The organism is Halolamina pelagica, from assembly GCF_001307315.1.
GTDB classification, from domain to species: Archaea; Halobacteriota; Halobacteria; order Halobacteriales; family Haloferacaceae; genus Halolamina; species Halolamina pelagica_B.
The window spans coordinates 1994120-2019846 of the sequence record NZ_LGUC01000001.1; the positions used below are offsets into that span (position 1 = coordinate 1994120).

Annotated in this window: 20 protein-coding genes and 6 pseudogenes; 15 read left to right on the forward strand and 11 right to left on the reverse strand. The window is 68.0% G+C overall.

The annotated features are described in order from the left end of the window. The first annotated feature begins 144 nt into the window (after positions 1-144). Entirely contained in the window at positions 145-2130 is a 1986-nt protein-coding gene (locus tag SY89_RS10365) for a S9 family peptidase (RefSeq protein ID WP_239685596.1), read from the forward strand. Positions 2131-2141: 11 nt separating this feature from the next. On the opposite strand, the gene SY89_RS17720 is transcribed toward SY89_RS10365, so the two are convergent. Continuing rightward, entirely contained in the window at positions 2142-2306 is a 165-nt protein-coding gene (locus SY89_RS17720) for a hypothetical protein (protein ID WP_204374446.1), read from the reverse strand. Further along, positions 2303-2842: a class I SAM-dependent methyltransferase gene (locus tag SY89_RS10370; protein WP_204374447.1), complete on the reverse strand. Its 540-nt coding sequence runs from the start codon at positions 2840-2842 to the stop codon at positions 2303-2305. Before SY89_RS10370 ends, SY89_RS17720 begins: the two co-directional genes overlap by 4 nt. Before the next feature lie 280 nt (positions 2843-3122). Here SY89_RS10370 and SY89_RS19855 point away from each other — a divergent pair. Both SY89_RS19855 and SY89_RS10375 read left to right on the forward strand, forming a co-directional pair. Further along, positions 3123-3263: pseudogene (locus tag SY89_RS19855) on the forward strand (DUF7347 domain-containing protein); the annotation flags it as partial. Further along, positions 3258-3881, forward strand: coding sequence for a DUF7351 domain-containing protein (locus SY89_RS10375; protein WP_463467457.1), 624 nt, complete (start codon positions 3258-3260; stop codon positions 3879-3881). The pseudogene SY89_RS19855 and the gene SY89_RS10375, both read left to right, overlap by 6 nt. Before the next feature lie 61 nt (positions 3882-3942). Here SY89_RS10375 and SY89_RS10380 read toward each other — a convergent pair. Further along, a pseudogene (locus SY89_RS10380) lies at positions 3943-4871 on the reverse strand (alpha/beta hydrolase). 76 nt (positions 4872-4947) lie between these two features. On the opposite strand from SY89_RS10380, the gene SY89_RS10385 reads away from it, so the two are divergent. From SY89_RS10385 to SY89_RS10400, 4 genes are all read left to right on the forward strand, one after another. Then, on the forward strand, positions 4948-5193 hold the full coding sequence (locus SY89_RS10385) for a DUF7120 family protein (RefSeq protein ID WP_054584164.1): 246 nt from the start codon (positions 4948-4950) through the stop codon (positions 5191-5193). Positions 5194-5831: 638 nt separating this feature from the next. After that, positions 5832-7991, forward strand: coding sequence for a catalase/peroxidase HPI (katG, locus tag SY89_RS10390; protein WP_054584165.1), 2160 nt, complete (start codon positions 5832-5834; stop codon positions 7989-7991). A gap of 124 nt (positions 7992-8115) precedes the next feature. Then, positions 8116-8358 carry a hypothetical protein gene (locus tag SY89_RS10395; RefSeq protein ID WP_054584166.1) on the forward strand — a complete coding sequence of 81 codons (243 nt, stop codon included), beginning with the start codon at positions 8116-8118 and terminating at the stop codon, positions 8356-8358. Then, positions 8355-8609, forward strand: a complete 255-nt coding sequence (locus tag SY89_RS10400; RefSeq protein WP_144427187.1) for a hypothetical protein — start codon at positions 8355-8357, stop codon at positions 8607-8609. The genes SY89_RS10395 and SY89_RS10400 overlap by 4 nt, the downstream gene beginning before the upstream one ends. A gap of 10 nt (positions 8610-8619) precedes the next feature. Here SY89_RS10400 and SY89_RS10405 read toward each other — a convergent pair whose 3' ends face one another. The 3 genes and pseudogenes from SY89_RS10405 to SY89_RS10415 form a co-directional block, all read right to left on the reverse strand. Beyond that, positions 8620-9840, reverse strand: coding sequence for an MFS transporter (locus tag SY89_RS10405; protein WP_054584168.1), 1221 nt, complete (start codon positions 9838-9840; stop codon positions 8620-8622). Positions 9841-9865: 25 nt separating this feature from the next. Beyond that, positions 9866-11258 (reverse strand): annotated as a pseudogene (locus tag SY89_RS10410) (short-chain fatty acid transporter). A 219-nt stretch (positions 11259-11477) separates the two neighbouring features. Continuing rightward, a pseudogene (locus tag SY89_RS10415) lies at positions 11478-13893 on the reverse strand (ATP-dependent DNA helicase). A gap of 260 nt (positions 13894-14153) precedes the next feature. On the opposite strand from SY89_RS10415, the gene SY89_RS10420 reads away from it, so the two are divergent. The 3 genes from SY89_RS10420 to SY89_RS10430 all read left to right on the forward strand — a co-directional run bounded on the left by SY89_RS10420 (position 14154) and on the right by SY89_RS10430 (position 15641). After that, entirely contained in the window at positions 14154-14723 is a 570-nt protein-coding gene (locus tag SY89_RS10420; protein WP_054584169.1) for a hypothetical protein, read from the forward strand. Positions 14724-14806: 83 nt separating this feature from the next. Next, the gene (locus tag SY89_RS10425) at positions 14807-15418 is read left to right on the forward strand and encodes a DUF6517 family protein (RefSeq protein WP_054584170.1); all 612 of its coding nucleotides are present in this window, start codon (positions 14807-14809) and stop codon (positions 15416-15418) included. Positions 15419-15461: 43 nt separating this feature from the next. Further along, positions 15462-15641, forward strand: coding sequence for a DUF7836 family putative zinc-binding protein (locus SY89_RS10430; RefSeq protein ID WP_054584171.1), 180 nt, complete (start codon positions 15462-15464; stop codon positions 15639-15641). A gap of 21 nt (positions 15642-15662) precedes the next feature. Here SY89_RS10430 and purD read toward each other — a convergent pair. Together purD and rocF are read right to left on the reverse strand one after the other, a co-directional pair. Next, a pseudogene (purD, locus tag SY89_RS10435) lies at positions 15663-16969 on the reverse strand (phosphoribosylamine--glycine ligase). A gap of 74 nt (positions 16970-17043) precedes the next feature. Further along, positions 17044-17979, reverse strand: coding sequence for an arginase (rocF, locus tag SY89_RS10440; protein ID WP_054584172.1), 936 nt, complete (start codon positions 17977-17979; stop codon positions 17044-17046). Positions 17980-18280: 301 nt separating this feature from the next. Between rocF and SY89_RS10445 the strand changes: the two genes are divergently transcribed. From SY89_RS10445 to SY89_RS10450, 3 genes and pseudogenes are all read left to right on the forward strand, one after another. Continuing rightward, complete coding sequence (locus tag SY89_RS10445) at positions 18281-19645, forward strand: amidohydrolase (protein ID WP_054584706.1); 1365 nt, start codon at positions 18281-18283, stop codon at positions 19643-19645. A gap of 300 nt (positions 19646-19945) precedes the next feature. Next, positions 19946-20188, forward strand: a pseudogene (locus SY89_RS19640) (DUF5805 domain-containing protein); the annotation flags it as partial. Positions 20189-20209: 21 nt separating this feature from the next. Beyond that, on the forward strand, positions 20210-21241 hold the full coding sequence (locus SY89_RS10450) for a tyrosine-type recombinase/integrase (protein ID WP_054584707.1): 1032 nt from the start codon (positions 20210-20212) through the stop codon (positions 21239-21241). Positions 21242-21348: 107 nt separating this feature from the next. Here the strand turns inward: SY89_RS10450 and SY89_RS17730 are convergent, their stop codons facing one another. Then, positions 21349-22032: a plastocyanin/azurin family copper-binding protein gene (locus tag SY89_RS17730; protein ID WP_204374449.1), complete on the reverse strand. Its 684-nt coding sequence runs from the start codon at positions 22030-22032 to the stop codon at positions 21349-21351. A gap of 150 nt (positions 22033-22182) precedes the next feature. Here SY89_RS17730 and SY89_RS10460 point away from each other — a divergent pair, with 150 nt between their 5' ends. Together SY89_RS10460 and SY89_RS10465 are read left to right on the forward strand one after the other, a co-directional pair. After that, on the forward strand, positions 22183-23211 hold the full coding sequence (locus SY89_RS10460) for an ABC transporter substrate-binding protein (RefSeq protein ID WP_054584173.1): 1029 nt from the start codon (positions 22183-22185) through the stop codon (positions 23209-23211). 7 nt (positions 23212-23218) lie between these two features. Continuing rightward, positions 23219-23980 (forward strand): ABC transporter permease, encoded by a 762-nt coding sequence (locus SY89_RS10465; protein ID WP_054584174.1) that lies wholly within the window; start codon positions 23219-23221, stop codon positions 23978-23980. On the opposite strand, the gene SY89_RS10470 is transcribed toward SY89_RS10465, so the two are convergent. Continuing rightward, the gene (locus SY89_RS10470) at positions 23981-24733 is read right to left on the reverse strand and encodes an ABC transporter permease (protein WP_054584175.1); all 753 of its coding nucleotides are present in this window, start codon (positions 24731-24733) and stop codon (positions 23981-23983) included. Further along, on the reverse strand, positions 24730-25515 hold the full coding sequence (locus SY89_RS10475) for an ABC transporter ATP-binding protein (RefSeq protein ID WP_054584176.1): 786 nt from the start codon (positions 25513-25515) through the stop codon (positions 24730-24732). The genes SY89_RS10470 and SY89_RS10475 overlap by 4 nt, the downstream gene beginning before the upstream one ends. Between the last annotated feature and the right edge of the window lie 212 nt (positions 25516-25727).

Here is a 25727-nt window from a genome sequence, read left to right on the forward strand (position 1 = left end):
GACGCGTACTGACCCACAGAACGGCCGCGGGGCGTACGTTTTTGATCACTCGGTTCACACTCTGCCCGTGGACGAACTCACCCCGAGCGGTTCTACGACTTCTCGATCGCGTCCGGTGCCGCCGTCTCCCCCGACGGGGAGCGCGTGGCGTTTCTGGTCAGCGAGTTCGACGCCGAGGAAGACGACCGCCACACGTCGCTGTTCGTCGCGCCGACCGACGGCTCAGCGGAGCCGTACCGACTAACCCGCGCCTCCAGCGCTTCGAGCCCACAGTGGTCGCCCGACGGCGACCGACTCGCGTTCGTCGCGGCTCGCAACACCGACGCCGGCCTCGCCGTGGAGAACGGCTCCGAAGTCGAGGAGGAAGAGGAGGACGAGGAGGAGAACGGCGAGCCCGTCGGCGACGGCCCGAAGCCACAGGTGTGGTCGTTCGACATGACCCGCGGCGGCGACGCCCGCCAGGTGACTGACCGCGACTACGGCGTCGCGGAGTTCGACTGGGCGCCCGACGGCGAGCGCCTCGTCGTCGCCGCTCGCGACCCGACCGAAGAAGACGAGGAGTACCTCAGGCAGCGTAACGACGACGGCCCCATCGAGATCGATCGCCTCCAGCACAAAGGCGACGGGGCGGGCTGGATGGACGAGGTGACGACGTACCTGTTCGTCGTCGATGTCGAAAGTCGGGAGACCGTCCGGTTGGACCACGCGTACGACGACGAGGAGAAGGGCGACCGGAACGGCCTCCAGCCGGCGTGGTCGCCCGACGGCGACCGCATCGCCTTCGTCGCCCAGCACGAGACGGACCCCGACGACACCCACGTCCGGAACGTGTACACCATCCGCCCCGACGGCACGGGCTACGAGCAGGTCACCGACGCCGGGCTTCGGCTCGCCGGCCTCGAGTGGTCGCCGGACGGCGAGCGGATCGCGCTCGGCGGCGGCGAACCGTACAACTGGTACAAGCCGACCGAGGCGTACGTCCTGGACGTGGAGACGGGCGAGCTCGACTCCGTCTCCGAGTCGCTCGACCGGACGATCGCGTTCGGCGGCAACCCCCAGTGGCTCGACGACGACACGCTCGTGGGGCTGTTCGGCGACGAGGGGAACACCCGGATGGTGCGCCTCGACGCCGACGCGGACGACCCCGAGCGCGTGTTCGTCGCCCAGGGTCGCAGTCGGTCCGTGTCGGGGCTCGCCGCCAGCGACGACGGCAGCACCCTCGCGTTCCGGATGGACGATCCCGAGGACGGCGCCGACATCTACGCGATGGGCCGCGAGGGGCTGGATGCGGAGAAAGGCGCCGAAGCCGACGAGGCGGGGCTCGCACAGGTCAGCCAGGTCAACGCCGAGCTCGTCGACGAACCACACGACTGTGTCCGGGTCTCGTGGGAGAACTCCGACGGCGTCACGATCCACGGCCTCGCGTACCTCCCGCCGGGGTTCGACCCCGAGGATCCCGACCCCCATCCCGTGGTCTCCTCGGTCCACGGCGGGCCGATGTCCTACGACTCGCCGGCCTTTGGCTTCGACCAACTGTTCTGGACGAGCAAGGGGTACATCGTTCTCCGGACCAACTACCGTGGCTCGACGTCCTACGGTCAGGAGTTCGCCGAACGCCTCCGGGGCACCCGGGGCGACAAGGAGGTCGACGACGTGAAAACCGGCGTCGAGCATCTCGTCGAGGAGGGCTGGGCCGACGAGGACCGCCTCTACCTCACGGGGTTCTCCTACGGCGGGATCACCACGGCTGCGGCAGTCACCAAGACCGACATCTTCGCCGGCGCCGCCGCCGAGCACGGGATCTACGACTTCTACGCCACGTTCGGCACCGACGACAACCACCTGTGGCACGAAGACGAGTTCGGACTGCCCTGGGAGAACGTCGACACCTACCGCGAGATCTCCTCGATCACCGACGTGGACCAGGTCGACACGCCCCTGCTCATCACGGCCGGCGAGGAGGACTGGCGCTGCCCGCCGACGCAGGCCGAACAGCTGTTCGTCTCCGTCCGGAAGCAGGGCGTCGACTCGCGGCTGGTGATCTACCCCGGCGAGCACCACAACATCGGCGACCCCGACCGCGCGATCCACCGACTCGAAGAGCTGGAGAGCTGGTTCGAGGACCACTGAGCGTCAGGGGACTACTTTTCGGCGGCGACCACGAGCGTCGGCGGCACCTTCGCCATCAGTTCCGGCTCGAAGCTCCCGAAGTCGCTCTCGTAGGCGTCGGGGTCGGCGTACCCGGGCTCTTCGATACGTTCGACCTCGAACCCGGCGTCGACGAGCGCGTTCACGATTTCGCTCACGCGCCGTCGATACACCACCATCTCCGCTTCGAGCGACTCGCTGTACCCGCGGCGTGGCTCGTCGTCGAAGTAGCTCGTCGCGATCTCCCCCGTCTCGGGGTCGAGAAGCTTGTAGTAGGGGTGGTCGACGCTGAACACGAGCCGTCCCCCGGGCGAAGCACTCGGTAGGCCTCGTCGAAACAGGCCTGTAGGTTTTCTACCCACTGGAACGCGAACGCCGAGAACGCCAAATCGAACGCCCCCGACTCCACGTCCGCTAGGTCGGTCACGCTGCTTTGGACGAACGCCATATCGACGCCGCGCTCGGCCGCGAGGTCACGGGCGTGTGAAAGCTGTTCAGCCGAGATGTCGACGCCGGTCACGTTCGCGCCCTGCTCGGCGAGCGCGATGCCGAACTGCGCACCGCCACAGCCGAGTTCGATGGCGTCCGAACCGTCGACGTCCCCGAGGAGCCCCAGATCGTCACCCTCCGGGGCCCGGGCCCGAAGGCGATCGCGATGGAGTGTCCGCCCTCCTCCTGAAACGTCTCGGCCCACGCGTCCCACCAAACTCGTGCTTGCTCCTCGTCTGTCTCGTTCGACATGGAACCGAGGAGGGCGCGGTGGCCAATAGTGATTTTCAGCAACGCAGTACTGTTGTTCATCTGACCTTTCCTCCGCCTGAGCCAGCTATAAATCTCGGAGGCCGTAACCACTCGGCACGGATGGAGGAGCAGACGCCGTCGATACGCCGACAGTCAGCGGCGGAGGTGTTCGGCCGCCTCGCCGACGAGACACGAGTCGAGGCCCTCCGGGCACTTGCAGATCCCCCGACGAGCGCAAGTCGTTCTCCGAACTGTTCGACGCCGTGTCGATGACGGATACGGGGAACTTCAACTACCACCTGTCGCGGTTGGTGGGTTCGTTCGTCGCCAAAACCGACGAGGGGTACGAACTCACCTACGCCGGCCGGATGGTCGTCGGCGCCATTCTCGCCGGCACGTACGACGCCGAAGCGACGGTGGCCCCGATCCCGCTCGACTGGGACTGCCTGCAGTGTGGCGGAGCGTTCACGCTGGGCTACGAGGACGGATACGCCCGCCTCCAGTGCCAGACGTGTGACTCCGGGGCAGTCATCCCGATCCCGCCCGGCGCGCTGGATTCGGTCCCGGTAGACGAACTCCCGACGGCAGTGATGCAGTGGTACCGCGCCAGAGTCCAGCGAATCCGGTCTGGCTTCTGCAGTGTCTGTACCGGCCGAACCGAGCGTCGACTCACCGACGGCGTCGACCCCGAAGCCGACGATCCGACCCCTTCGACGGTTCGCTTCGAGTGCCGTCGGTGTGACACCGTCACGACGCTCTCGGGGGCGACATTGGTTACCTACCACCCGATCGTCGAGGGGTTCTTCCGCGAACACGGGATGGCGACAGACCGACGACACCCGACTCAACTGTGGAACAGTATCGAGTCACGCGTTCAGACAGTGTGCGACGAGCCACTGACGGTCGAAGTCACGTTCGGCACCGATTCGGAGAGTGTCAGCGCCCGGATCGAGGCCGACGGGCGCGTGACGAACGTGGAACGCCGGCACTGAGCCGACAATCGCTATCGCGAGAGAAAGTGTACGAGTCGAGTTCGCGACGCCCGAACGACAGTCACCTGACACCGAGCGCCGTCCCGAGATCCCGCCCGACGCCCGCGGCCACGTCTTCGGCAGCGTCGATCGCCATCGTCGCGAACCCGTGTACCTGCGACGGGTAGTTCTCGTAGCGCACGTCGACGCCGTCGGCGAGCAGTTGCTCGGCGTACCCGTTGCCCGCATCCCGGAGCGGGTCGAACCCGGCCGTGATCACCGTCGCCGGCGCGACCGACGAGAGATCGGCCGCGTTGCTCGGGTCGGCGTAGGGGTTGCGACGGTGGATCTCGCTGTCGAGGTAACACTTCTCGAAGAACGCCAGGTCCGACTCGTCGAGGACGATGCCCGCGTTCTGCTGCACCGACTCCTGGCTCGGTTCGACGCCCGTGGCCGGGTAGAGCAGCGCCTGATGGGCGAGCTCGGGTCCGCCGCGCTCGGCGGCCATCAGTGCGACGACGGCCGCGAGCGTGCCGCCCGCACTGTCGCCGGCGACCGCGAGCCCGTCGGCGCCGCCGAGCCGCGCCGGGTTCGCGGCGGCCCACTCCGTCGCGGCGTAGCAGTCCTCGACGGCCGCCGGGAACGGGTGTTCGGGCGCCAGGCGGTAGGCGACAGAGAGCACCGCACAGCCGCTCTCGCGGGTGAGCCGCCGACAGAGCACGTCGTGGGTCTCCAGCCCGCCGATCACGTAGCCGCCGCCGTGGAAGAACACCACCGTGGGTACGTCGCCGTCCGTGTCCGGCCGGTAGCGTCGCATCCGAATATCGCCGCCTGGCCCCGGGAGCACCAGGTCCGTCACCGAGCCGACAGCGGGCGGTTTCGAACCCGGTAGCGGCTCGCGAGCCGGGCGACGGGCCGGAGGAGTTTGAGCCCGATCCGACTGTGCGGGAGTGAGACCCGTCGACGCTGCAGCGCCGCCTTCGCCTGGGGGTCGATCGCGTCCGCTTGCACGGAGCGGGGTTCGGCGCGCCGGCGCATATAAGCATCGAGCGGAAAGTTCACACCGCTCCAGCGTAGAGGGGATGATATGGCGCAGATCGAGGTCGACCTCCCCGACCGCATCACCGGCGAACTCAACCGTCTCGTGGAGTCCGGCGAGTTCCTCAACCGCGAGCGCGCCGTCGAGGATCTCCTCCAGCGCGGCGTCTCGGCGTACGACATCGAAGAAGAGCCCACCGAAGAGATGGACAGCGACCTGTTCACCCAGACTGTCGAGGACCAACAGGACCCCGCGATGCAGGAAGGCGGAAGCGACGACGAACCGACGTTCTAACGCGGCTACCCGGGTGAATCGGTCACCGGCGCGGAGTCACTTTCTCGCAGGAACTTCCAGACACAGCGGCCAAAAGCAAGTAAGGAAGACCACGCCCGGTGTGACGCGGGCGAGGACGTGTCCGTCACTCCGAACCGTTACGATGTGGGGTGGTGGGGGGATGCCGGAATGCGTCGGCGTCACGGTTGGGTGTCTTCCTTACCGCATCGGCGCAGTACGGTGTGAAGACCATTAAATGATGGCTATATCGAGGAGTTCACCCGGGGGAAAACTATCAGATGAGCCCGGTTCGGTGGGGGCGCTCGCCGCCGATCCCTCGATCGATACGGGAGTCAGTCCGATCGGCGCAGCAGTGACACCCAGCCGACGGAGCGGACGGTACCGCATCCCACGACGGCCGGCCGAAGCTCAGGGTGTAAGGTGGGTGAGCGCGATTCGACCGTACTGCGTGCTGAATCGTACTTTTTGCCCCGCTATCCTCGTAACAGCACCTTCGTACAGAAATCGAGTTTCGAACACGCACAGTGTTTTTGTTGTTTGGCAATTTCAGTTGCTACAAGGCTGTATTTCCTTTTTCAATCAGAAGACCATTACCGAGTTGAACAACCTTAATACGCGGAAGGGTCATCTGTTGTACGATGGCTAAGACCAACCAAGAGTGGTGGCCACAGCTACTCAACGTGGACATCCTCGACGACAACGCACGGGACGTGAGCCCGTACGGGGAGGAGTTCGACTACGCCGAGGAGTTCCAGAAGCTGGACTTCGAGGAGGTGAAAAACGACATCCGGCAGGTGATGATGGACTCGAAGGACTGGTGGCCGGCGGACTACGGCACGTACGGCCCGTTCTTCATCCGGATGGCGTGGCACAGCGCCGGGACGTACCGGACCGCCGACGGCCGCGCCGGGGCCTCGGGCGGGCTGCAGCGGCTCCCGCCGGAGAGTAGCTGGCCGGACAACATCAACCTCGACAAGGCGCGGCGCCTCCTGCAGCCGGTCAAGCTGAAGTACGGCCGGAAGCTCTCCTGGGGCGACCTGATCGTCCTCGCCGGCAACGTCGCCCTGGAGACGATGGGGTTCGAGACGTTCGGTTTCGCGGGCGGCCGCGATGACGAGTTCAAGTCCAACGAGGCGACCGTCTGGGGCCCGGAGGAAGAGTGGGAGGAGACCTCGCCCGAGCGCTACGAGGACGGCGAAGTTGGCAACCTGAAGGACCCGCTCGCGAACACCGTGATGGGCCTGATCTACGTCAACCCCGAGGGCCCGTACGGCGAGCCCGACGTGGAGGGTTCGGCGGCGAACATCCGCGAGGAGTTCACCAAGATGGCGATGAACGACGAGGAGACCGTCGCGCTCATCGCCGGCGGCCACACGTTCGGGAAGGTCCACGGCGCGGACAACCCCGAGGAGCACCTCGGCCCCGAGCCGGAGGCGGCCCCCATCGAGGATCAGGGGCTGGGCTGGGACCAGGACCTCGACGACATCGGCGGGATGATCACGAGCGGTATCGAGGGTCCCTGGACCGACTCGCCGATCGAGTGGGACATGGGCTACGTCGACAACCTGCTCGACCACGAGTGGACCTCGGTCAAGGGCCCCGGCGGCGCGTGGCAGTGGAAGCCCGTCGACGCCGACAGCGTCGAGGACGCGCCGGGCGCACAGGACCCCTCGGAGTCCGAGGAGCCGATGATGCTGACGACCGACGTGGCGCTGAAGCACGACGACGACTACCGCGCGGTGCTGGAGCGCTTCCAGGAGAACCCCGACGAGTTCCAGGAGGCGTTCGCGCGAGCCTGGTACAAGCTCCTCCACCGCGACATGGGCCCGCCCGAGCGCTACCTCGGGCCGGAGGTCCCCGACGAGACGATGGTCTGGCAGGACCCGATTCCGGACGCCGACTACGAGTTCGTCGGCGACGAGGAAATCGCCGAGCTGAAAACGGAGCTCCTCGACTCGGAGCTCTCCCGCACCCAGCTGGTCAAGACCGCGTGGGCGTCGGCGTCGACGTACCGCGACAGCGACAAGCGCGGCGGCGCCAACGGCGGCCGCATCCGGCTCGAACCCCAGCGGAGCTGGGAGGTCAACGAGCCTGAAGAGCTGGAGACGGTGCTCGAGACGCTCGAAGGGATCCAGGCGGCGTTCAACGACTCCCGCGACGACGACGTGCGCGTCTCCCTCGCCGACCTGATCGTGCTGGGCGGCAACGCGGCCGTCGAGCAGGCGGCAGCCGACGCCGGCTACGACGTGACGGTGCCGTTCGAGCCCGGCCGAACCGACGCGACCGCCGAGCAGACCGACGCCGAATCGTTCGAGCATCTCGAGCCGAAAGTCGACGCGTTCCGGAACTACCTCGGGAGCGGTGACTACGACGACATGTACGAGAACCCCGAGCACCGGATGGTCGACAAGGCCGAGCTGCTGAACCTGACGGTGCCGGAGCTGACGGTGCTGGTCGGCGGCATGCGCACACTCGGCGCGACGTATCAGGACACCGACCGCGGCGTCCTCACCGAAGAGCGAGGAACGCTGACGAACGACTTCTTCGCGAACCTGCTCGACATGCAGTACGAGTGGGAGTCGGCCTCCGAGGACGACGAGCTGTTCGAGGTCCGCAACCGCGAGACCGGCGAGGTCGAGTGGGAGGCGACCCGGCTGGACCTCATCTTCGGTTCGAACGCTCGACTCCGCGCCACCGCCGACGTGTACGCGGCCGACGACGGCGAGGAGCAGTTCGTCGAGGACTTCGTCGACGCCTGGACGAAGGTCATGCGGAACGATCGCTTCGACCTGCAGTAACTCCACAAACGGCCGCCGCCGCTCGTTTTTTCCCGGCCCCTGATTCGCTTTCGAACTCCCCGATTCCGGCTGGCCAGCGCCTCAGCGGGGAATACTCATTAATTGGGGGAACCAATAAGCATTAATGTACGAACAACTGAAGCGGCTCCGGGAGTTCGGTACCCGTTCGCTCGTCGTTCACTCGCTGATGGCCGTGACGTTCGTCGCCGCGATCGCCTCGGCGTTCCTCCTCTCGGGCCAGCTCCAACTCGTCTCGTTTGTGGCGTTCGTGAACTTCACGGCCGGGCTCTGGGTCTCCCACTCGGTCCACTCGCTCGGGAACACGTTCACCGAGGACGAGTACGAGGGCGTCACGGGTGAACTATGAGCGCGGACAGTTCGGCCCAGCCCACCATGTTCGAGGAGATCGCGTGGGAGCGGTTCCTCCGCATCGTCACGGTCATCGCCGCCGTGACGGCGACGTTCGTGTTCACCGCGACGACAGTACTCCCCCCGGCGCTGTCGACGATCGCCGTTGGCGCGATCGGCTCGATCGCGGTGGTGACGGCGATCATCGCGTTCCTCATCGGCGCCGCATCGACGTTCGAACACGCCGAAGAACGGTCACGGGAGAAGTGACGGAGCGGCCTCAGCGAGCCCACCTGCCCGCCACCCGGATCGCCCCGGCGCCGACGACCGCGGCCACGCCGGCGACGAAAAACGCCGGGTCGTACGTCCCCAGCGCGTCGTAGGCCGCGCCGGCCGCCGGGGGTGCGAGCAGCCCCGAGACGGCGAACGCCATCGAGAGCAGGCCGAACACCGCGTTGATCTGCTCGCGGCCGAACAGCGACGCCGTCAACGGGGAGAGCAGCGCCCCGTTGCCGCCGTAGGCCAGCCCGTACGCGACCGCGAACGCGAACACGCCCGCGGTCGAGTCGGCGACGACCAGCCACAGCGTCGCACCCCCCATCGCCGCCGAGCAGACCACGAACGTCCGCAGTCGGCCGGCCGTGTCGGCGATGTGGCCGATTCCGACACGACCGACCGCGCTCGTGAGACCGATCGTCGCCAGTGCCCACGGGCCGACCCAGCCCGGGACGCCGAGCCCCGCCGCGTACAGCACCAAGTGGGCGAGCACGGCGTACAGCGTGGCGTACACCAGCAGCCAGCCGACGGCCAACAGCCCGAACGCCGGCGTGAGCGCGACCTGCTTCACGCCGCCGAGCTGCTCGCGCAGGGGCTGACGGTTCGGCGTCGGTGGCGTGCCCGGGAACTCTCCTGCCGGCGGATCGACGTCCACAGCCGTGGGATCGTCACGGATGAGCAGCGACGAGAGCAGCAGAACCGCCCCGGAGATCGCGGCCAGCCAGAGCAGCACCGTGCGCCAGCCCGACTGCGTGAGCAGCCACGCCGCCGAGGGGACGACGACGAACATCCCTACGCCAAGGCCCGCCGAGGAGAGTCCGCCGGCGAGGCCGAGTCGACGGTCGAACCAGCGCGTGACCGTCCCGTAGGCGACGACGTAGACGACGCTCAGGCCCACGCCCGTGAGGGCCCCGTAGCTCAGGATCAACGTCGACAGCGTCGGGGCCCGACTCGCCGCCGCCAGCCCGCCGACCGTCAGGAGCGTGCCGGCGGCGAGCAGCCTGCGGGTGCCGTACCGATCGACGAGGACGCCTAGCCCGCTCGCACCGACGTAGATGGCGACGGTCTGGACGCCGAAGGCGAGCGAACTCAGCCCCCGCGAGCCGCCGAAGGCGTCGGCGATGCGTTCGAGGAAGACGCCGAAGGAGTAGCTCAGGCCGAACACGACGAACGTGCCGAGAAACGAGGCCGCGACGACGGCCCAGCCGTAGTACGGGCGACGCATGGTGGAGGGCGAGTCGGGGTGCGGTTCAGTACGGTACGGCCCACAGCACGATCGCGAGGAACGGGATCAGCGCCAGCAGCATCGCGATCGCGTAGCCGAACATCTCCCGGGCCTTCACGCCCGTGATCGCCAGCAGCGGGAGCGCCCAGAACGGGTTCAGCAGGTTCGTGTGCGCGTCACCGACCGCGTAGGCGATGGTCGCCTGGCCGTAGGGGACGCCCAGATCCTGTGCGGCCTGCAGCACCGACGGCCCGACGACGAGCCACTCGCCGCCGCCGGAGGGGACGAACAGGTTCGCGATGGCGCCCGTCAGCCACGCGATAACGGGGTACGTTCCGGCCGTGGACACGCTGAGCAGCGCCTCCGCGAGCAGCGTCGCCAGCCCAGCGCCGGTCATGATCCCCTGGATCCCCGCGAAGAACGGGAACAGGAGCACGATGCCCGCCGCGGCGCCGGCGGCGTCGTTGAACCGCTCGCGGTAGTACGACGGTCGCTGATACACCAACAGTCCGGCGAACAGGAAGCCGAAGTTGACTGCGTTCAGCGTGAACGCGCCCATCCCGCTCTGGGCGAACTGTGCAGCGAGGATCAGTACCCCAAGCAGTGCGACAAGCCCCCGAGCACGCGGCTGTTGTTCAGTCGCTCGGACGGAAGCCGGCCGTCGCCTGCCGGTCCGTCGTCGACGGCTTCCGCGGCAGCCTCGGCGGCCGCCTCGTCGCCGGCGCCGCCGCCGGTCGCGTCGAACAGTTCCCCCTCGTCGACGTACTCGGTGATCCCCTTCGCACGGTCGCCCGACGGCGCCAGGACGTACAGCACCAGCGTCGCGAAGATGATCGACAGGATGGTGAGTGCGATGGCGTAGGGGTGGAAGATGGTCTCGGCCGCGGGGATCGTCGACGTGAGGAAGTCGAACCCCGTCCCCTCACCGATGTTGTTGGCGTCGGTCAGCTGCAGCGGCGCCGACGCGGAGAGCCCCCAGTGCCACGTCAGCCCGAGGCCCATGTAGCCACCCACCGCGAGCAGTGGGTAGTGGGCGTCGATCCCCTCCTCGTGGGCCGCCTTGCCCATCTCCCGGGCGAAGATGGCGCCCATGATGAGGCTGAACCCCCAGTGGATCCAGGCCAGCGACATCGAGATGAACCCCACGAACGCCGCGGCCTGTGCCCCGGTCGCCGGGACGCGGGCGAGGCGCTGGAGCAGGTCGTTCACCCGCGGGTGATAGGCGATGACGAACCCGGTCATCAGGATCAACACCATCTGCATCGAGAAGCCGAGGAACGCCCAGAAGCCGTCGTACCAGTACTGGAGCAGGTCGACCGGCCCCGATCCGGTTGCAAGCCCCCGACGAACACGATGTACGTCAGGAGGATTGCGAACACGAACGGGCTCGGCATCCACCGTTCGACGAACTCGGACATCCGGAATCCGATGCGTTCGATAACGCCACCACCACTGTCGCTTGTTGACATACACTCACCGTGCTTGATTGGCGGGTATAAATAGTTCAGGATAGTGAGAGTAGCTCCCCATATCGTCTCACGGCTCCGACAGCCATTGCCGACTCCACCGTTCCCGCCACGAACTGGCAGGTCCTTTACAGGGAAGAAGATGGACGACCCCCCGACGGATATCGCGGCTCAGCGGTGCTGGTCCCAGAACCGCTCGACACCCAACTCGAGCATGTCCGGCGAGACAGGCTGAAACTCCTCGCGCTCCCGTTCGGGGAGATACTCCCGAACCGAGTTCCACGACGTCCGGGCGTACCGGGCGTCGACGAGCGCGCGGATCCCCACTTCCTCGGGGCCACGGATGACGCGGCCGATGGCCTGGCGAGCCTTGCGAACTGCGGGGACGGTGAGCGCCGTCTCGAACCCACTGCGGGCCGTGCCCCCCGCCCGCTCCCGTCGCCGGCAGATCCACCGCCGAACTCGCGGTCGTACGCCGTCCGCACCGCTCGGGTCCGCGGGGACGCGGTGTTGATGATCGGGACGCCACAGACCACCGCGGCGGCGAGCCGGTCGCCCTGGTAGTCGACGCCCTCGGTGAGCGTGCCGCGGATGCTCGTCACCAGCACCTTCGGCTCGCCCCGGAAGAACTCGGCTTTGAGCTCCTGGGTCACCTCGTCCGTCGAGGAGCTGTCGAGCAGTACGGGCTTATCGAGTCGGTCCTCGAGTTCCGCGGCCATCCACTCGGCTTCGCCGTAGCTGGGCATCCCGACGAGGACGTTCCCCGGGGATCGTGCGATCGTGGCGGCGGCGTCGACGTGGAGTCGCCGACACTCCGTTTCCTCCCCCGGGTCACCACGGTTCCCGTAGGTGAACTTCGGGGCGTCGACGGCGAAGGACTCGCGGTGTTCCTCAGGGAACCCCAGGCCGTAGCTCCGGGTCGTGACGGGGCGACCCTCGCGTTCGAGGTGGTTCAGGCCGGTCACCTCCCGGAACACGTCGAGCGGTTCGAGCGTCGCCGACATCAGCACGCCGCCGCCGAACTCCGCGAGCCGGTCGCCGATCGCCCGGCTGGGGACGCAGTTGTGCAAGGCGAGCCGAGCGTTGTACGCACGGCGCCACGAGTCCGGGCGTTCGGCCTCGTCCCACGTGCGCTCGAGTTCGATCTCCCGGAAGAACGACTCGTGGTCCTCGCGGTACCAAGCGTTCAGCACCCGACCGACCGCCGTGACGGCTCGGGAGGTGTCCTCGTCCTCGAGTTCGTTCAGGATCCGGGCGACGACCGCGCCGACGACCTCGGCGCGCGACCAGACCGCCTCGTCGAACCCCTCCCGTTGGGCCCACTCGGTTATCTCGTCTGTTTCGGGCGTCTCGGGGTCCCGAAGCGGGAGTTCGGCGTCGTCGAGGTCTGTCAGCTCCGCCCGCCAACCCGGCCGCTCGCTGTCGAGGTGGGCCGTCACCCGCCGGCCCAACTCCTCGCGGAGCGACTCACAGAGATCCCGAAGCGTCCGGAGTTCGTCGAGTTTCACGTCGCTCTCCTGCAGTTCGCCGCGGACGAGATCGGCGTCGTCGCCGCCCGTGGACGGGGTGGCGGCGTCGTCGAACTCGACGGCTTGGACGATCCGAGTCAGCTCCGAAACCGCGTCACGGAGCGTCCGGTCGCCCACGCCGTCGCTCACGAGCGCCCGCACACGTGGTTCGAGCATGTGGGCCTCGTCACAGACGACGAACGTCGACTCATCGACGAGCGCCCCGGTGAACTGCCCCGACGTGGTGGGGTCGAACGCGTGGTAGTAGTTCCCGATCACGACCTCCATGTGGCCCAGGATCGTGCCCATGATCGAGTGCGGGCAGCTGCCGTGGCCCGCGGCGAGACTGACCAGTTCCTCGGTGTCGATCAATCCCCGATCGGTGAAGTCGAACGGGACGGCCTCCGCCGGGTCGCCGTCCTCGGGAGGTCGGCGAGGTACTGCGCGTAGAACGGGCAGTACTCCGTGCTCCCGGTTCCGGTGCCGTACTCCTCCGTCTCCGGCCGGTACGGGGTGGGCTCCCCGGCGGTCTCGAGGTAGTCGGCGCCGCCCCTCCCCGAGTCGGCGATCCCGACCTGCTGGCTGCGGGCCTGACTCGCTAGCGCGTCCGCCGTGGTCGGCCCGCCGTCGCCGACGAGGTTCCGGGTCCGCTCGCGAAGGCCCTCACACCGGTCGTAGACGTTCTCGTCGTCGACGCCGCCGCGGTTCTCGCGGGCGTAGGGACACACGTCGGCCTTGCCGACGAGGGTGAGTCCCGAGACCGGATCGTACTCGTCCGGGAGGTGCTCGTTGATCGTCCGGAGGTCGTCCTCGAACTGGCGCAGTTGCTGCTTGACGCTCGTCAACACCAGCACGCGCTCGAACGTCGAGTCCGGATCGCGCACGCGATCCAGCCCCGCCGAGAGCGCGAGCATCGTCTTCCCCGTACCGCAGGCTCCCTCCAGCGCGAGAAAGCCGTCGTTCTCCGCCGCTTCGACGGCCGCCTCGATGCCGTCGCGCTGCTCGGGGTAGGGTTCGGGGTGGCCGAACAGGTCGCGCCAACTCACTACCGACGACTGGGCGGCGGCCAGTTTAGGCATGTCGGACGTGGTCGCGCCTTCCTACTTGAGTAGCCGGACGAACCCTCAAGCGTGATGGCGGGACCAGCGCCCACGTGACCTGAAACCCGCCGCGTGGGAGACGGGGCCGGAGTGCGAGACATCCCACGTGAGACGAGCCCTCGCCTGTCAGCCAAACGCTTACCCGTGGTGCCGCCGCGCTCTGGGGCATGACGAGCAACGCCGTTGGGGCGAGTCGGGGCGTCCCCAACACCATCACGATCACGACGGGAGGTGGCTGAATGGCCGCCGAAACCGAGGAGGAGCCGGACGTCGACGACTTGCTCGATGAGCTCGAAGCGCTCGAGCTCGCGGTCGCCGACGAGGACGAGGACACCCAGTCCCGTGTGCGCGACACCATCCGGATGGCCAGACGCATCGACGAGACGCCGCCCGTGTTCGGCCGAGTGATACGTGGGTTCGATCGCCACGACGCCGCGGAGGCGCTGGTCGGGAGCGTCGTGTTCGGGATCCCGATGGCGATCGAGGGCGGGACCCTGGAGGCGGGCGAGTACCTCGCACTCCATCCGCTCTACTTCGTCGGGACCGTCCTGTCGGGGATCGCCATCGTCGCCGGCCTACTCTACGTTGCGGAGATCCAGGACGTCCGCGTCGTGGATCCGTACTTCGGCGTGATCCCGCGCCGCCCGGCTGGCCTGCTCACGATCGCCGCGCTCGCCGCGTTCGCGATGATGACCGGCTGGGGTCGGGTCGACTGGACGGAGCCGTGGGTGGCGCTCTGCCAGACGGCTATCTGTTTCGTCGGGATGGCGATCGGTGGGGCACTCGGGGACATCCTCCCCGGGAGCTGAGCCCTGCCAACTCCCCGACGACGTGTCGTTCTCGCGCCACGACGGCCACGAAGTTTATACTTGTCTCCCGGGAACTGCCCTTCATGGAGCTAACCCGCCGAGCAGTTGGTACGCTGACGGTCGCCGGTATCGCCGGCCTGGCTGGCTGTAGCGGATCGACGAGTTTCAGCGCCGAGTACGCGGTGACCGACACCGGCGAGACGGGGTACGAACAGACCGACCAGCGCGAGCCAACGATGACGCGGACGTTCGCGGGCCAGGACGTGGAGATTACCAACACGGTGACCGAGTACCGGAAAGAGATCGACCTCGGGATGTTTGGAAGCTCAGATATCGGGGTGTTCGCGGCGTTCACGTCTCCCCAGGTCAACGTCGCGGGGCAAACGTTCAACCCCATCTCGAACATGAGCAACAAGGAGCTCGCCCAGCGCTTCCAACAGCGGTTCGACGGCATGAGCGACGTGAGCCGCGAGTCCGAGGAGGAGGTCGACGTGCTCGGATCGAGCCGAACCGTGACGAAGCTGTCTGCGACGGTCACCGTCGACGGCAACGAGGTGCCGGTGTTCCTGCTCATCGCGAACTTCAACCACGAGTCGGACGTGGTGGTACCCATGGGGATCTTTCCGCAGGAGCGGGAGGACGAGGAGGGACCCAACATCCGCCAGCTGATGGCGAACCTGACGCACCCCGCCTGAGTCCGCGACAAGCTTTATCGGCTATCGGGTCCCACGGAGGTACATGGTCGAAGCGTTCGTCCGTCTACTGTGCCCGGAGTGTAACAAGGAGTGGGAGTCGAGCCCCAGCGACCTTCCAGATTCCGACCAGAACCTCAGTTGCCCGGACTGTCACGCGACTCGCCGGCTCGCACAGTTCATGCGGACCGATCGCGACCTCGAAGTCGTCCAGCAGTTCGAGTAGCGCGCGCTTCGTTCCCGCCGCTCAGTCTCGCAGCGACGCCATGTGGTCGACTCGCGAGTTGACCAGCTCCTCAGTCCCGATATCCTCCCGAACCCGGAGCCCGTCGCCCGCAGCAGCGAGTGCCTCCGAGGCGATCGCTTCCGCCGTCCGGATGTCGTCGGCGACGCCCACGACCGCGAACGACCGCGAGGTGGTGGTAAACAGCCCCCCGTCACGGGCGTCGACTGACGCGTAGAACAGCAGCGCGTCGCCGTCGTGAGCCGCCGCAGCGGCGTCGACGGTCGACTCGTCCACCGCGATCTCGGCGCCCGAATCGGGATCGGTCGGATAGCCCGCCGGAACGGCGTACTTACAGACCGTCGCGCGGTTGTCGAAGCGCGGTTCGGGGAGCGGTTCGCCCGCCCTCGCGGCGACGACGAAGTCGAGCAGGGGTGTCTCCATCACCGGAAGCACGTTCATCGCCTCGGGGTCGCCGAAGCGGGCGTTGAACTCCACCACCTTCGGCCCCTCGGCGGTCAGCATGAACTGGCCGTACAGCACACCCGTGTACTCGGGGAGCGCGTCGACGACCGCCTCGAGCACGTCGACTGCGTCGTGGTACTCTGCCTGCGTCATGAACGGGAGCGTCGGCCCCGCGTCGCTGTAGCTCCCCATCCCGCCCGTGTTCGGCCCCTCGTCGCCCTCGTAAGCGCGTTTGTGGTCCTGGACGGCGGGCGTCGGCCGAACCTCGCCATCGGCGACGAACGCCTGGACGGTGAACTCCTCGCCGACCAGGCGCTCCTCTATCACCCACTCGTCGTGGTCACTCTCGCGAACGTACGCGGCAGCCGCCTCGTGGCTCACCTGGTCGCCGGTCACGCGCACCCCTTTCCCCCAGTGAGTCCCGCGGGCTTGACCGCCACGTCCTGCTCAACTGACGCGACGTACTCTGCTGCCGTCGTGGCGTCGTCGAACGTTTCGAACTCGGGCGTTCCGGGGATGTCGTTGTCGGCCATGAACTCCCGCTGGAACGCTTTGTCCGTCTCGATCCGGGCCGCCTCGGCAGTCGGCCCGAACGTGAACACGCCCGCGGCGTTCAGCGCGTCGGCGACGCCCGCCGCGAGCGCCGCCTCCGGTCCCACGACCGCCGCGTCGGCGCCGACGGATGCGGCGTAACCGACGATCGCGTCGGTGTCGGTCTCGTCGGCCGTCTCGGTTCCGGCCGCGAGCGCGGCGATCCCGGGGTTACGGTTGCTCGAAAGCGCATAGACATCCGCGTCGGGGGCCAGCGCACGCGTGATCGCGTGCTCCCGGCCGCCACCGCCGACAACCAGCACGGTCTCGGACATGCCCGGAACGTATGAGCACGGGAGTGTAAACGTTGCTGTCCCAATCGACACAGAAATACACGAACGTGGATAGTTCAGAGGATCCGCTTCCCGAACGCACTCGCCGCGAGTTCGACCGCGAGCTCGGCGGTCTCGTTGTGCTCGTCGAGCGTCGGGTTGACTTCGACGAGTTCCATCGATCGCATGCCGCCGTCGTCGGCGACCTGCTCCATCGCGTGGTGGGCCTCCCGGTAGTCGACGCCACCGCGCACCGGGGTCCCGACGCCGGGCGCGATCGTCGGATCGAGCCAGTCGAGGTCGAGGCTGACGTGGTACCCCTCCGTGCCGTCGCTCGCGACCGCGAGGGCGTCCTCGACGACGGCGGCCAGTCCTCGATCATCGATCTCGGACATGGTGTAGGCGCTGATCTGGCTGTCCTGCAGGATCTCGCGCTCGGCGTCGTCCAGGGATCGCAGCCCCACGATCGCGACGTTTCCCGGGGCGAGACTCGGGGCGTTCGCCCAGTCGACGCCCTCCCACTCTTCGATACCCAACAGCGCCGCAAGCGGCATCCCGTGGACGTTGCCGGATGGCGTCGTCGTCGGCGTGTTCAGGTCGCCGTGGGCGTCGAACCAGACGGCGCCGATATCCGCCTCCGCGGCGGCGCCCGAGACGGTGCCGATGGCGATCGAGTGGTCGCCACCCAGGACCAGCGGCGTGTGCCCCGTCGCTAGCGACTCCTGCACCTCGTCGGCGAGCCGACTACAGACGTCTTCGGTCTCCCTGAGGAACCGTGCTTTCCCCGCACTCGGTGTCCGGTAGTCCGGGTCTCGCTCTTCGGCCCGCGGGACGAGGAGATCCCCGCTGTCAGCAGTCGTCACGCCGGCCTCTGCCAGTCCGTCACTCAGGCCGCCGTAGCGAATCGCCGACGGCCCCATGTCGACGCCACGGCGGTCCTGCCCGTAGTCCGTCGGCGCCCCGATGACTCTCACTGTGTGCTCGTTACCGCCGGAGTCCGTGTCTTCGGCCATACCGCGGCGTTCGGTAGCGGGCGGGTTAGCTTCGGGGGATATCGGTCGCGTGAGACCACCGAGAGTGCAGCCGGTCGGACCAGTTGCTCGCCAGCGCCGGCGGTCCGCGTGGTGAAACTGGGCCGGGCCGACCGAGGATTTTCGATATAGCGCTATATGATGTACAAGGTGTGGCAACGACACCGCGAGACCGTCGAAACAGGCCCCACTCACCGGCGGGCGAGGAGTTAAGCCAACGCCAGCCTGCCCTGGGGCCGTGAAACAACGACTGTTCGCGGACGTCGACGATCTGGCCGAACGGATGGACGAACTCGCCGTCGAGCAGTGGGAGCACCCGGAGCTGGGCCTCCACGAGGAACGAGCGAGTCGGCTGCTCCGCGATACCCTCAGCGAAGCGGGGTTCGAGATCGAGGCCGGCGTCGGCGACATGCCCACCGCGTTCGTCGCGAGCTACGAAGCCGGCGACGGGCCGACGATCGGGATCCTGGGGGAGTACGACGCGCTGCCGGGACTCTCACAGGCCGTCAGCGCGGAGCGTGAGCCGATCGAGGCCGGCGGCCCGGGGCACGGCTGTGGCCACAACCTCTTCGGCACGGCGGGCGTCGGCGCCGCGATCGCCGTTGCCCGCGCGCTCGAGCGGGGAGACGCCGCCGGCGAGGTGCGGTTCTACGGCTGCCCGGCCGAGGAGACGCTGGTCGGCAAGACGTTCATGGCTCGGGACGGCGTCTTCGACGACCTCGACGCGGCCCTGACGTGGCACCCCAGCGACCACACCGCACCTCAGCGTGGGAGTTCACTCGCCCTGGACTCGCTTTCGTTCACGTTCGAGGGCGAGAGCGCCCACGCCGCCGCCGCGCCGGAGTCCGGTCGGAGCGCCCTCGACGCCGTCCAACTGCTGAACACTGGCGTCGAGTACATGCGTGAGCACGTCCCCGAGGAGGTCCGCGTCCACTACAACGTCCAGGAAGGCGGCAACGCGCCCAACGTCGTGCCGGCCGAAGCATCGGTCTGGTACTTCGTACGCGCGCCCACCCGCGAGGGCGTCGACCGCGTGACAGCGTGGCTGCGCGAGATCGCCGACGGCGCGGCGACGATGACCCGGACGGACGTGACCGAACGCTACTACACGGGCTGTCACCGCCTCGTCTCCAACGGCGTCATCGCCGACACGTTACGGGAGAACATGGCCGAACTGGGACCGGTCGAGTTCGACAGCGACGAGCGCGAACTCGCGGGCCAACTGCAAGAGACGTTCCCCGAGGGGGCACTCGAAGACAGCCTCTCGGAGTTCGAACCCCCACACGACGACGCTGCCGCCGACGCCGCGCTGTACGGTGACCCGATGGACGCCTTCGACGACGGCGAGACCGGCAGCGGCTCGACCGACGTCGGCGAGGTCAGTCAGATCGCGCCGACCGCACAGTTCCGAGCGACGACGTGGGCGCTCGGCACCCCCGGACACTCCTGGCAGGCCGTCGTCGCCAACGGTGACTTCGGCCGGACCGCCGTCCCCTACGCCGCGAAGTTGCTCGCCGGCGCGACGCTGGATCTACTTACTGACGAACAGCGACTGGCCGCGGCTCGCGCCGAGTTCGAAGCGGACGTCGACGGCTACGAGAACCCGCTTCCGGCAGACGCCGAACCGCCGTTCGAGCTCACACAGTAATCGACGCTAACGGGACCAGCAGCTAAGAAACCAGTAATCGACATTTACGGGACCAATATTTGGAGATGTACGAGACCGGTACTGGTCTTTCCGCAGTGCTCGGTACCGAACTAGGAGATTAGTGCCCTAATCCTCTGGTCCGGTACGTTCTTGTAGCCCGCGACTGAGCCACGACCCATGGGCGCAGACGCCGATAGCGAGACGGTCCAAGTCAAGACGCGAGTCCCAGCCCACCAGCGAGCGGCGTGGCGCGAGGCCGCCGACGAACTCGGGATGAGCCAGAGCGAGTTCGTCAGGACGATGGTCCAGGCGGGCCGTAGCGGCTTCGAAACGGCCAACGAGTCCGCCGGATCGAGTAACCCCGGGGAAGCCCATTCTCCGGACGCCGACCCCAGGGGTGACGCCCTCGAAGCCCGTGTCCACGAGACGCTCTCGGCGAACGACGCAGTCGACTGGGACGAGCTGGTCGACGCCGTGCTCGGCGACTTCGAAGACCGGCTCGACCGGATCACACAGGAGTCCGACGACATCCGCTACAGCGGCCGGAAAGGGGGTACGTCCTCGATGGCGAGTAGCCAGGTCGGCCCCGGACTGAGCGACCCCGTCGACTACTACCTCGAGGACATGGAGATGCACGGCCGGGCCGAGCGAACCCGTGACGCGTACGAACGGGTGCTCAGGGGGTTTGCAGCCTTCCTCGACGATCGCGGCGTCGACGTCGGCGCAGCCGGCCACCGCGACTGCCTCGCGTGGGTCCACTCGCTCCGGGACGAGCTCTCACCGAGCACGGTGGCGACGTACGCGACCACCGTCAACCGGTTCTACGACTACATGAACCAGGTCGGGGCGTTCGACGAGAACCCCATGGCGTTGGTGATGGAGGAGATGGACGAGTCGATCGAAAAAGACCCCGAACGGCGCGACGTGGACGTCGCGACGATGGGGGCGTTTCTCGGCCGGATCCGTCACCCGCTCCACCACGCCGTGGTGCTGACACTGTTGAAAACCGGGATGCGCGTTGGCGAACTCTGTAACCTCGATTGTCGGGACCTGCGGCTGGCAGCTCCCGGCCTTGAGGGGTACGATCTCGACGGCCGGCCACAGTTGGACGGTCGCGGCGACGCCGTCTACGTCGACAGCGCGCCCGCACGCGGCGACTCCTACAACGGCGAGGTACGTGCGGAGTCGAACAAGCGCAAGCGGTCGACGGTGATACCCGTCGACGATGAACTTCGACGATCGCTCCGGCGCTGGCTGGCGATCCGCCCGGACACGCCGAGCGACGCCGACCCGTTGTTCGTCTCGACGGCCAACGACTGGGGCGAGCGGCTCTCTGCACGCGCCGTGCGACACTACGTCCGCGGCTACGCCGAGGAGATGGGCTGGTACGAGACCGGCGCCGGCGCCGGAGAGAACGTCACGCCCCACTACTTCCGGCACTTCTTCACCACCCACCTCCGCGACAGAACCGGGGATAGAGGCGTCGTGAAGTACCTCCGCGGGGACGTGGCCAGCGACGTGATCGACACGTACACCCACAACTGGGGCGACCAGGTTCGGGAAACGTACCTCTCACACGTCTACCGCTTCGACTGAACGACGACGTGTAAACAGTATTTCGCGATATCGAACGCAGGGGTGGCCAGTCAGCTCACTGCCCTCTGAATCGTCGTCAAAAATCGCCGAGGCGCCCCGTGTGGGGATTACTTGTCGCGGTTGCGGTAGGCACGCAGCAGCGCGCCGGCGCCGATGGCCGACAGGGCCCCGGTCGCAGTGAACCCGGGGCCGCTGGCCTCGGTGGTCTCGTCCGCCTCGTCGGTGGCGGTCGCGGTGGCGGTGGCCGTCGGCGTGCTTTCCGGCGTCGCCGTCCCGTCGCTACCCGTGAAGGCGTCGTACGAGATCGATCCCTGCTCGACGATCGCACTCGATTCGGGCAGGTCGCCGTGTTCGGGGCTACTCCCCACGGCCGGCCCGCCCGGTTCGCCGACGACGAATCGGCCGACCATGCCCAGCGCCTGGTGGGGCATGCAGTAGTAGTCGTACGTGCCTTCCGTCGAGAAGGTCATCTCGTGGGAGCCTTCGCTGATGACTTCGGTGTCGAACGTGTCGGCGCCCTCGGGGATGCGGTCGTCGTAGGAGACGACGTTGTGGGAGCCGCTCTCGATCGTCCACCGGATCGTGTCCCCCGGCTGGACGTGGAGGCCGATGGGGTCGAAGTAGTACTCACCGTCGTCGCTCGAGACCATGCTGACCTCGTGGGTCTCGCCGTCGGTGGTCGTCTCGGACTGCTGTGCGCTCGCTGTGCCAGCGACCACTGAGGTCGCGACGGCGCCGGCACCGATCGTTCGGAGGATGGACCGTCGGCTCGCGCTGTCAGGTACGTTCACAATCTCGTAGTAGGGCTGTGACCCGTTTATCGGTTCCGTTCCCGGAGCCCCGAATCGGCCGAAATCGGGCGCGAGAGTTCCTGTTAGGCGTTACCACGAGCCTATGACCCATCCGCTACGTTTATTTCCGACGGGGCCGCGATAGCGCCCGTGTCACGGAGCCGACGCTCGGTCCTCGCCTCGCTCGGTGCTGGCGCCCTCACCGCCGGCTGTGTCGGCCTCCCGAGCAGCGCCGACAGCGTGAGCCTCCTGTTGAACTGGACGCCCAACGGCCTCCACGTCCCCTACTACGCTGCCAGAGCACAGGGGTTCTACGAGGACGAAGGGATCACGGTCTCGGAGATCCGCGGCGGCGACGGGTCGGATTTCGCCGCCCGACAGGCGGGATTGGGTAACGCGACGTTTGCAGTGACGAGCAGCGATCAGGTGCTGCTGACCAACGGTGGCGGCGTCGCCGTCTCCTCTGTCGGAGTCATGATGCAGCGAACCCCGACGGTCGTGTTCGCGACGCGGGAGTCGCTGGGCGAGCCGCTGGACGACCCCCAACAGCTCGCCGGCACCCGGATCGGTACCGGCCCGGGGATGGTGCGGAAGCTGACCGAACTGTACCTCGAAGCGGTCGGCGTCCGGGAGGAGGTCGAGCTCGTCGACGCCGGCTACAACACCGTCCAGCGCCTGCTCGAGGGCGATGTCGACGCCGCAGGCGGGGTGTTCGGTGACGCTATCGACGCCCGGTATCAAGGGGCGACGGTCGACAGCTTGCAGGTGGCGTCGGCAGTCCCGGCGTACGGCCACCTGCTCGCGACCGCGCCCGACTACGCCGCGGCGAACCCCGAAACGGTCCGTGCCTTCCTCCGCGGAACCGCCCGCGGCGCCGCCTGGGCGACGAACAACCCGGAAGCCGGCGTCGACGCCGTCGTCGAGGCGAACGAGAGCCTCGCCGAGGTCCGCGAACAGACCCGAGCCACGTGGGAGCGGATGGCCGAGAGTCACGTCGTCGGACCGGCAGTCGAATCGCACGGCTGGGGCTGGCACGAGTCCGATCCCTGGACCACCGTCGCCGACGCGCTCCGGGCGGCTGACTCGGGGGAGGTCGCCGATCCCGCCGCCGTCTGGACGAACGAGTACCTCGACACCGACGACGAGTACGTCGGTGGGTACGCCGAAGAAGTGTCGTGATCGGCGGATGACCGCTCGCCCCGGGCTGGCCGAACGACTGGGGCCGCCGGTGGGCCTGTCGGTGGTCCTCCTGGGGCTGTGGGCCGTCGCCGCGGCGGCGACGCCGCCGATCCTGCTCCCCACCCCGTCGGCCGTCGTCGACACCGTGCTAGCCGAGCCAGCGACGTTCGGCCGCGCGGTCGCGGTTTCGGGGGTCACGGCGATCGGCGGGCTCGCGCTCGGGACGGCGGTCGGCCTGGGGCTGGCGTTCGTTGCCGTCGGCTCAACCCCGGGGCGGGCGATCGTCGAGCCCGCGGTCGTCGGGGTCCGGATCGCGCCGCTGACCGCCGTGGCACCGCTGGTGTTGCTCTGGTTCGGGACGGGGGTTCCGGTCCGGATCCTGCTCGTCTCGCTGATGACGACGTTCCCCGTCACCGTCGCCTCCATCGACGGGCTCGCGTCGCCGCCGCCGGCGTACCTCGAGTTGCTAGCGTCAATCGGCGCGTCGGAGTGGCAGGCGTTCCGTGCCGTTCGCGTGCCGGCAGCGCTCCCTAGTGTGTTCGCGGGCGTGAAGCTCGGTGCCGCGCTCGCAGTCACCGGCACCGTCGTCGCCGAACTCCTCACGCTTCAGAGCGGGCTCGGCGCCGGTGTTTGGGAGGCAGGGAGGTTCGTCCGGACGGCCGAACTGTTCGCGTACCTCCTCGGCATCGCCGCCTTCGGGGTGACGTGCTACGGCGTCGCGGCGGTCCTAGAGCGAGCGGTTACCCGTCGGTGGGGAGTCAGGGACTGATCAGCCACCTGCACGGCGGAACCGCGCCCCGAGCAGGCCGACGGCGCCGTAGAGCGAGAACCCGACGAGGAACACGACAGACAGCGCGGCGAGCAGAACGTCCGGGCGGACGTTCTCGGCGGCGACGAGGATCAGGTAGCCGAGGCCGCTGTCGGCGACGAACCACTCCGCGAGCACCGCGCCGACCACGGCCAGCGTCGCCGACTGTCGGAGGCCGCCGATCACGTCGGGGGCCGCGTAGGGAAGCCGGATCGCCAGCAGCACACGGTGCCGCGGGGCGTCGACGGACGCCGCGAGGTCCAGCGCCGCCTGGGGAGTCTGCCGGAAGCCTGCGGCGGTGCTGACAGCCATCGGAAACAGCACCATCAACGCCACGAAGCCGACTCCGGTGGCGAAACCGGTGCCGAAGTAGATCAGCAGCAACGGGGCGATCGCGACCACCGGGAGCACGCGCGCCGCGATCAGGTACGGCGAGACCGCTCGCCAGAGCGGCGGCACCTCGCCGACGGCGACGCCGAGGAGGAACCCCGCCAGCGTACCCGTGGCGCCGCCGACGATGACTTTCACCGTCGTCGCGAGCGCGGCGTCGGCGTACAGTCCCGGATTGCCGAGGAGGCGACGCCCCACCTCGAGGGGGTGGGGAAGCAGGTACGCCGGCACGTCGAACAGGCTCACGAACCCGGCCCAGAGCACGACGGCGCCGACGAGCGCCGCGACCGAGTACCCCCACTCGGGAGGCCGAACGGGGTTCATCGATCCGCCAGAGTGGTGCGATGCCGTCTGAGTATCTGCCTGATGCCGGCGACCTGTTCAGTGAACGCGGTACTGTCCATCGTCGCCTCCGCTCGCGGTCGAGCGAGTGAGACCGACACGCTATCGACGATCCGGCCGGGGCTGTCGGCCATCACGATCACTCTGTCCCCCAGCAACACGGCCTCGGGGACGCTGTGGGTCACGAACAGCACCGTCCGGTCGGAGTCGCGCCAGCTATCGAGCACCGAGGCCGCCATGTCGTACCGCGTCAGCTCGTCGAGCTCCCCGAACGGCTCGTCCATCAGGAGCGTCGACGCCCCGAGATGCATGGCTCGAACGATGGCCACGCGCTGGCACATCCCGCCGGAGAGCTCCCGCGGGGAGGCATCGACGACGTCGCCGAGTCCTGCGGCCACGAGGCGCTCGCGAGCCCGGTCGCGTTCCGGCTCCCGGCCGGCGAGTGTTCGCAGGAACGTGACGTTCTCCAGTGCGGTTTTCCACGGAAACAGGGTGTGAGACTGGAAGACGAAGCCGAGATCACCCGCGTCCTGGGCAGACTCGGGGTCGTCGCCGCCGACGCGGACCTCGCCAGCCGTCGGCGACTGGAGCCCGCCGACGCTGCGCAGCAGCGTGGTCTTTCCACAGCCCGAGGGGCCGACGACCGTGACGAACTCGCCGGGGTCGACCGACAGTGACACCGAATCGAGCGCGCAGACGTCGTCGAACCGGACCGTCAGGTCGCGCACGTCGATCGCGGGCGCTTCGGCCTGTCGGCGAGGCATGTGTCGGGGTGTTGGGCCGACTGCGGAAGGACGTAACGGTCGGTTTGAGCTCGACTTGTGCCCCTGACCGTCTGCGGTTGGCTCGTGGGAGTGGTGCAACGGCGACTTGTAAATCGTTATTCGCAATACAGAATACGCCGCCACAGGATTCAACTTGCCACCGACGGGAGTGGGGTGTATGCCCTCCACCACGCGGCGGCGTCTGCTTGGGG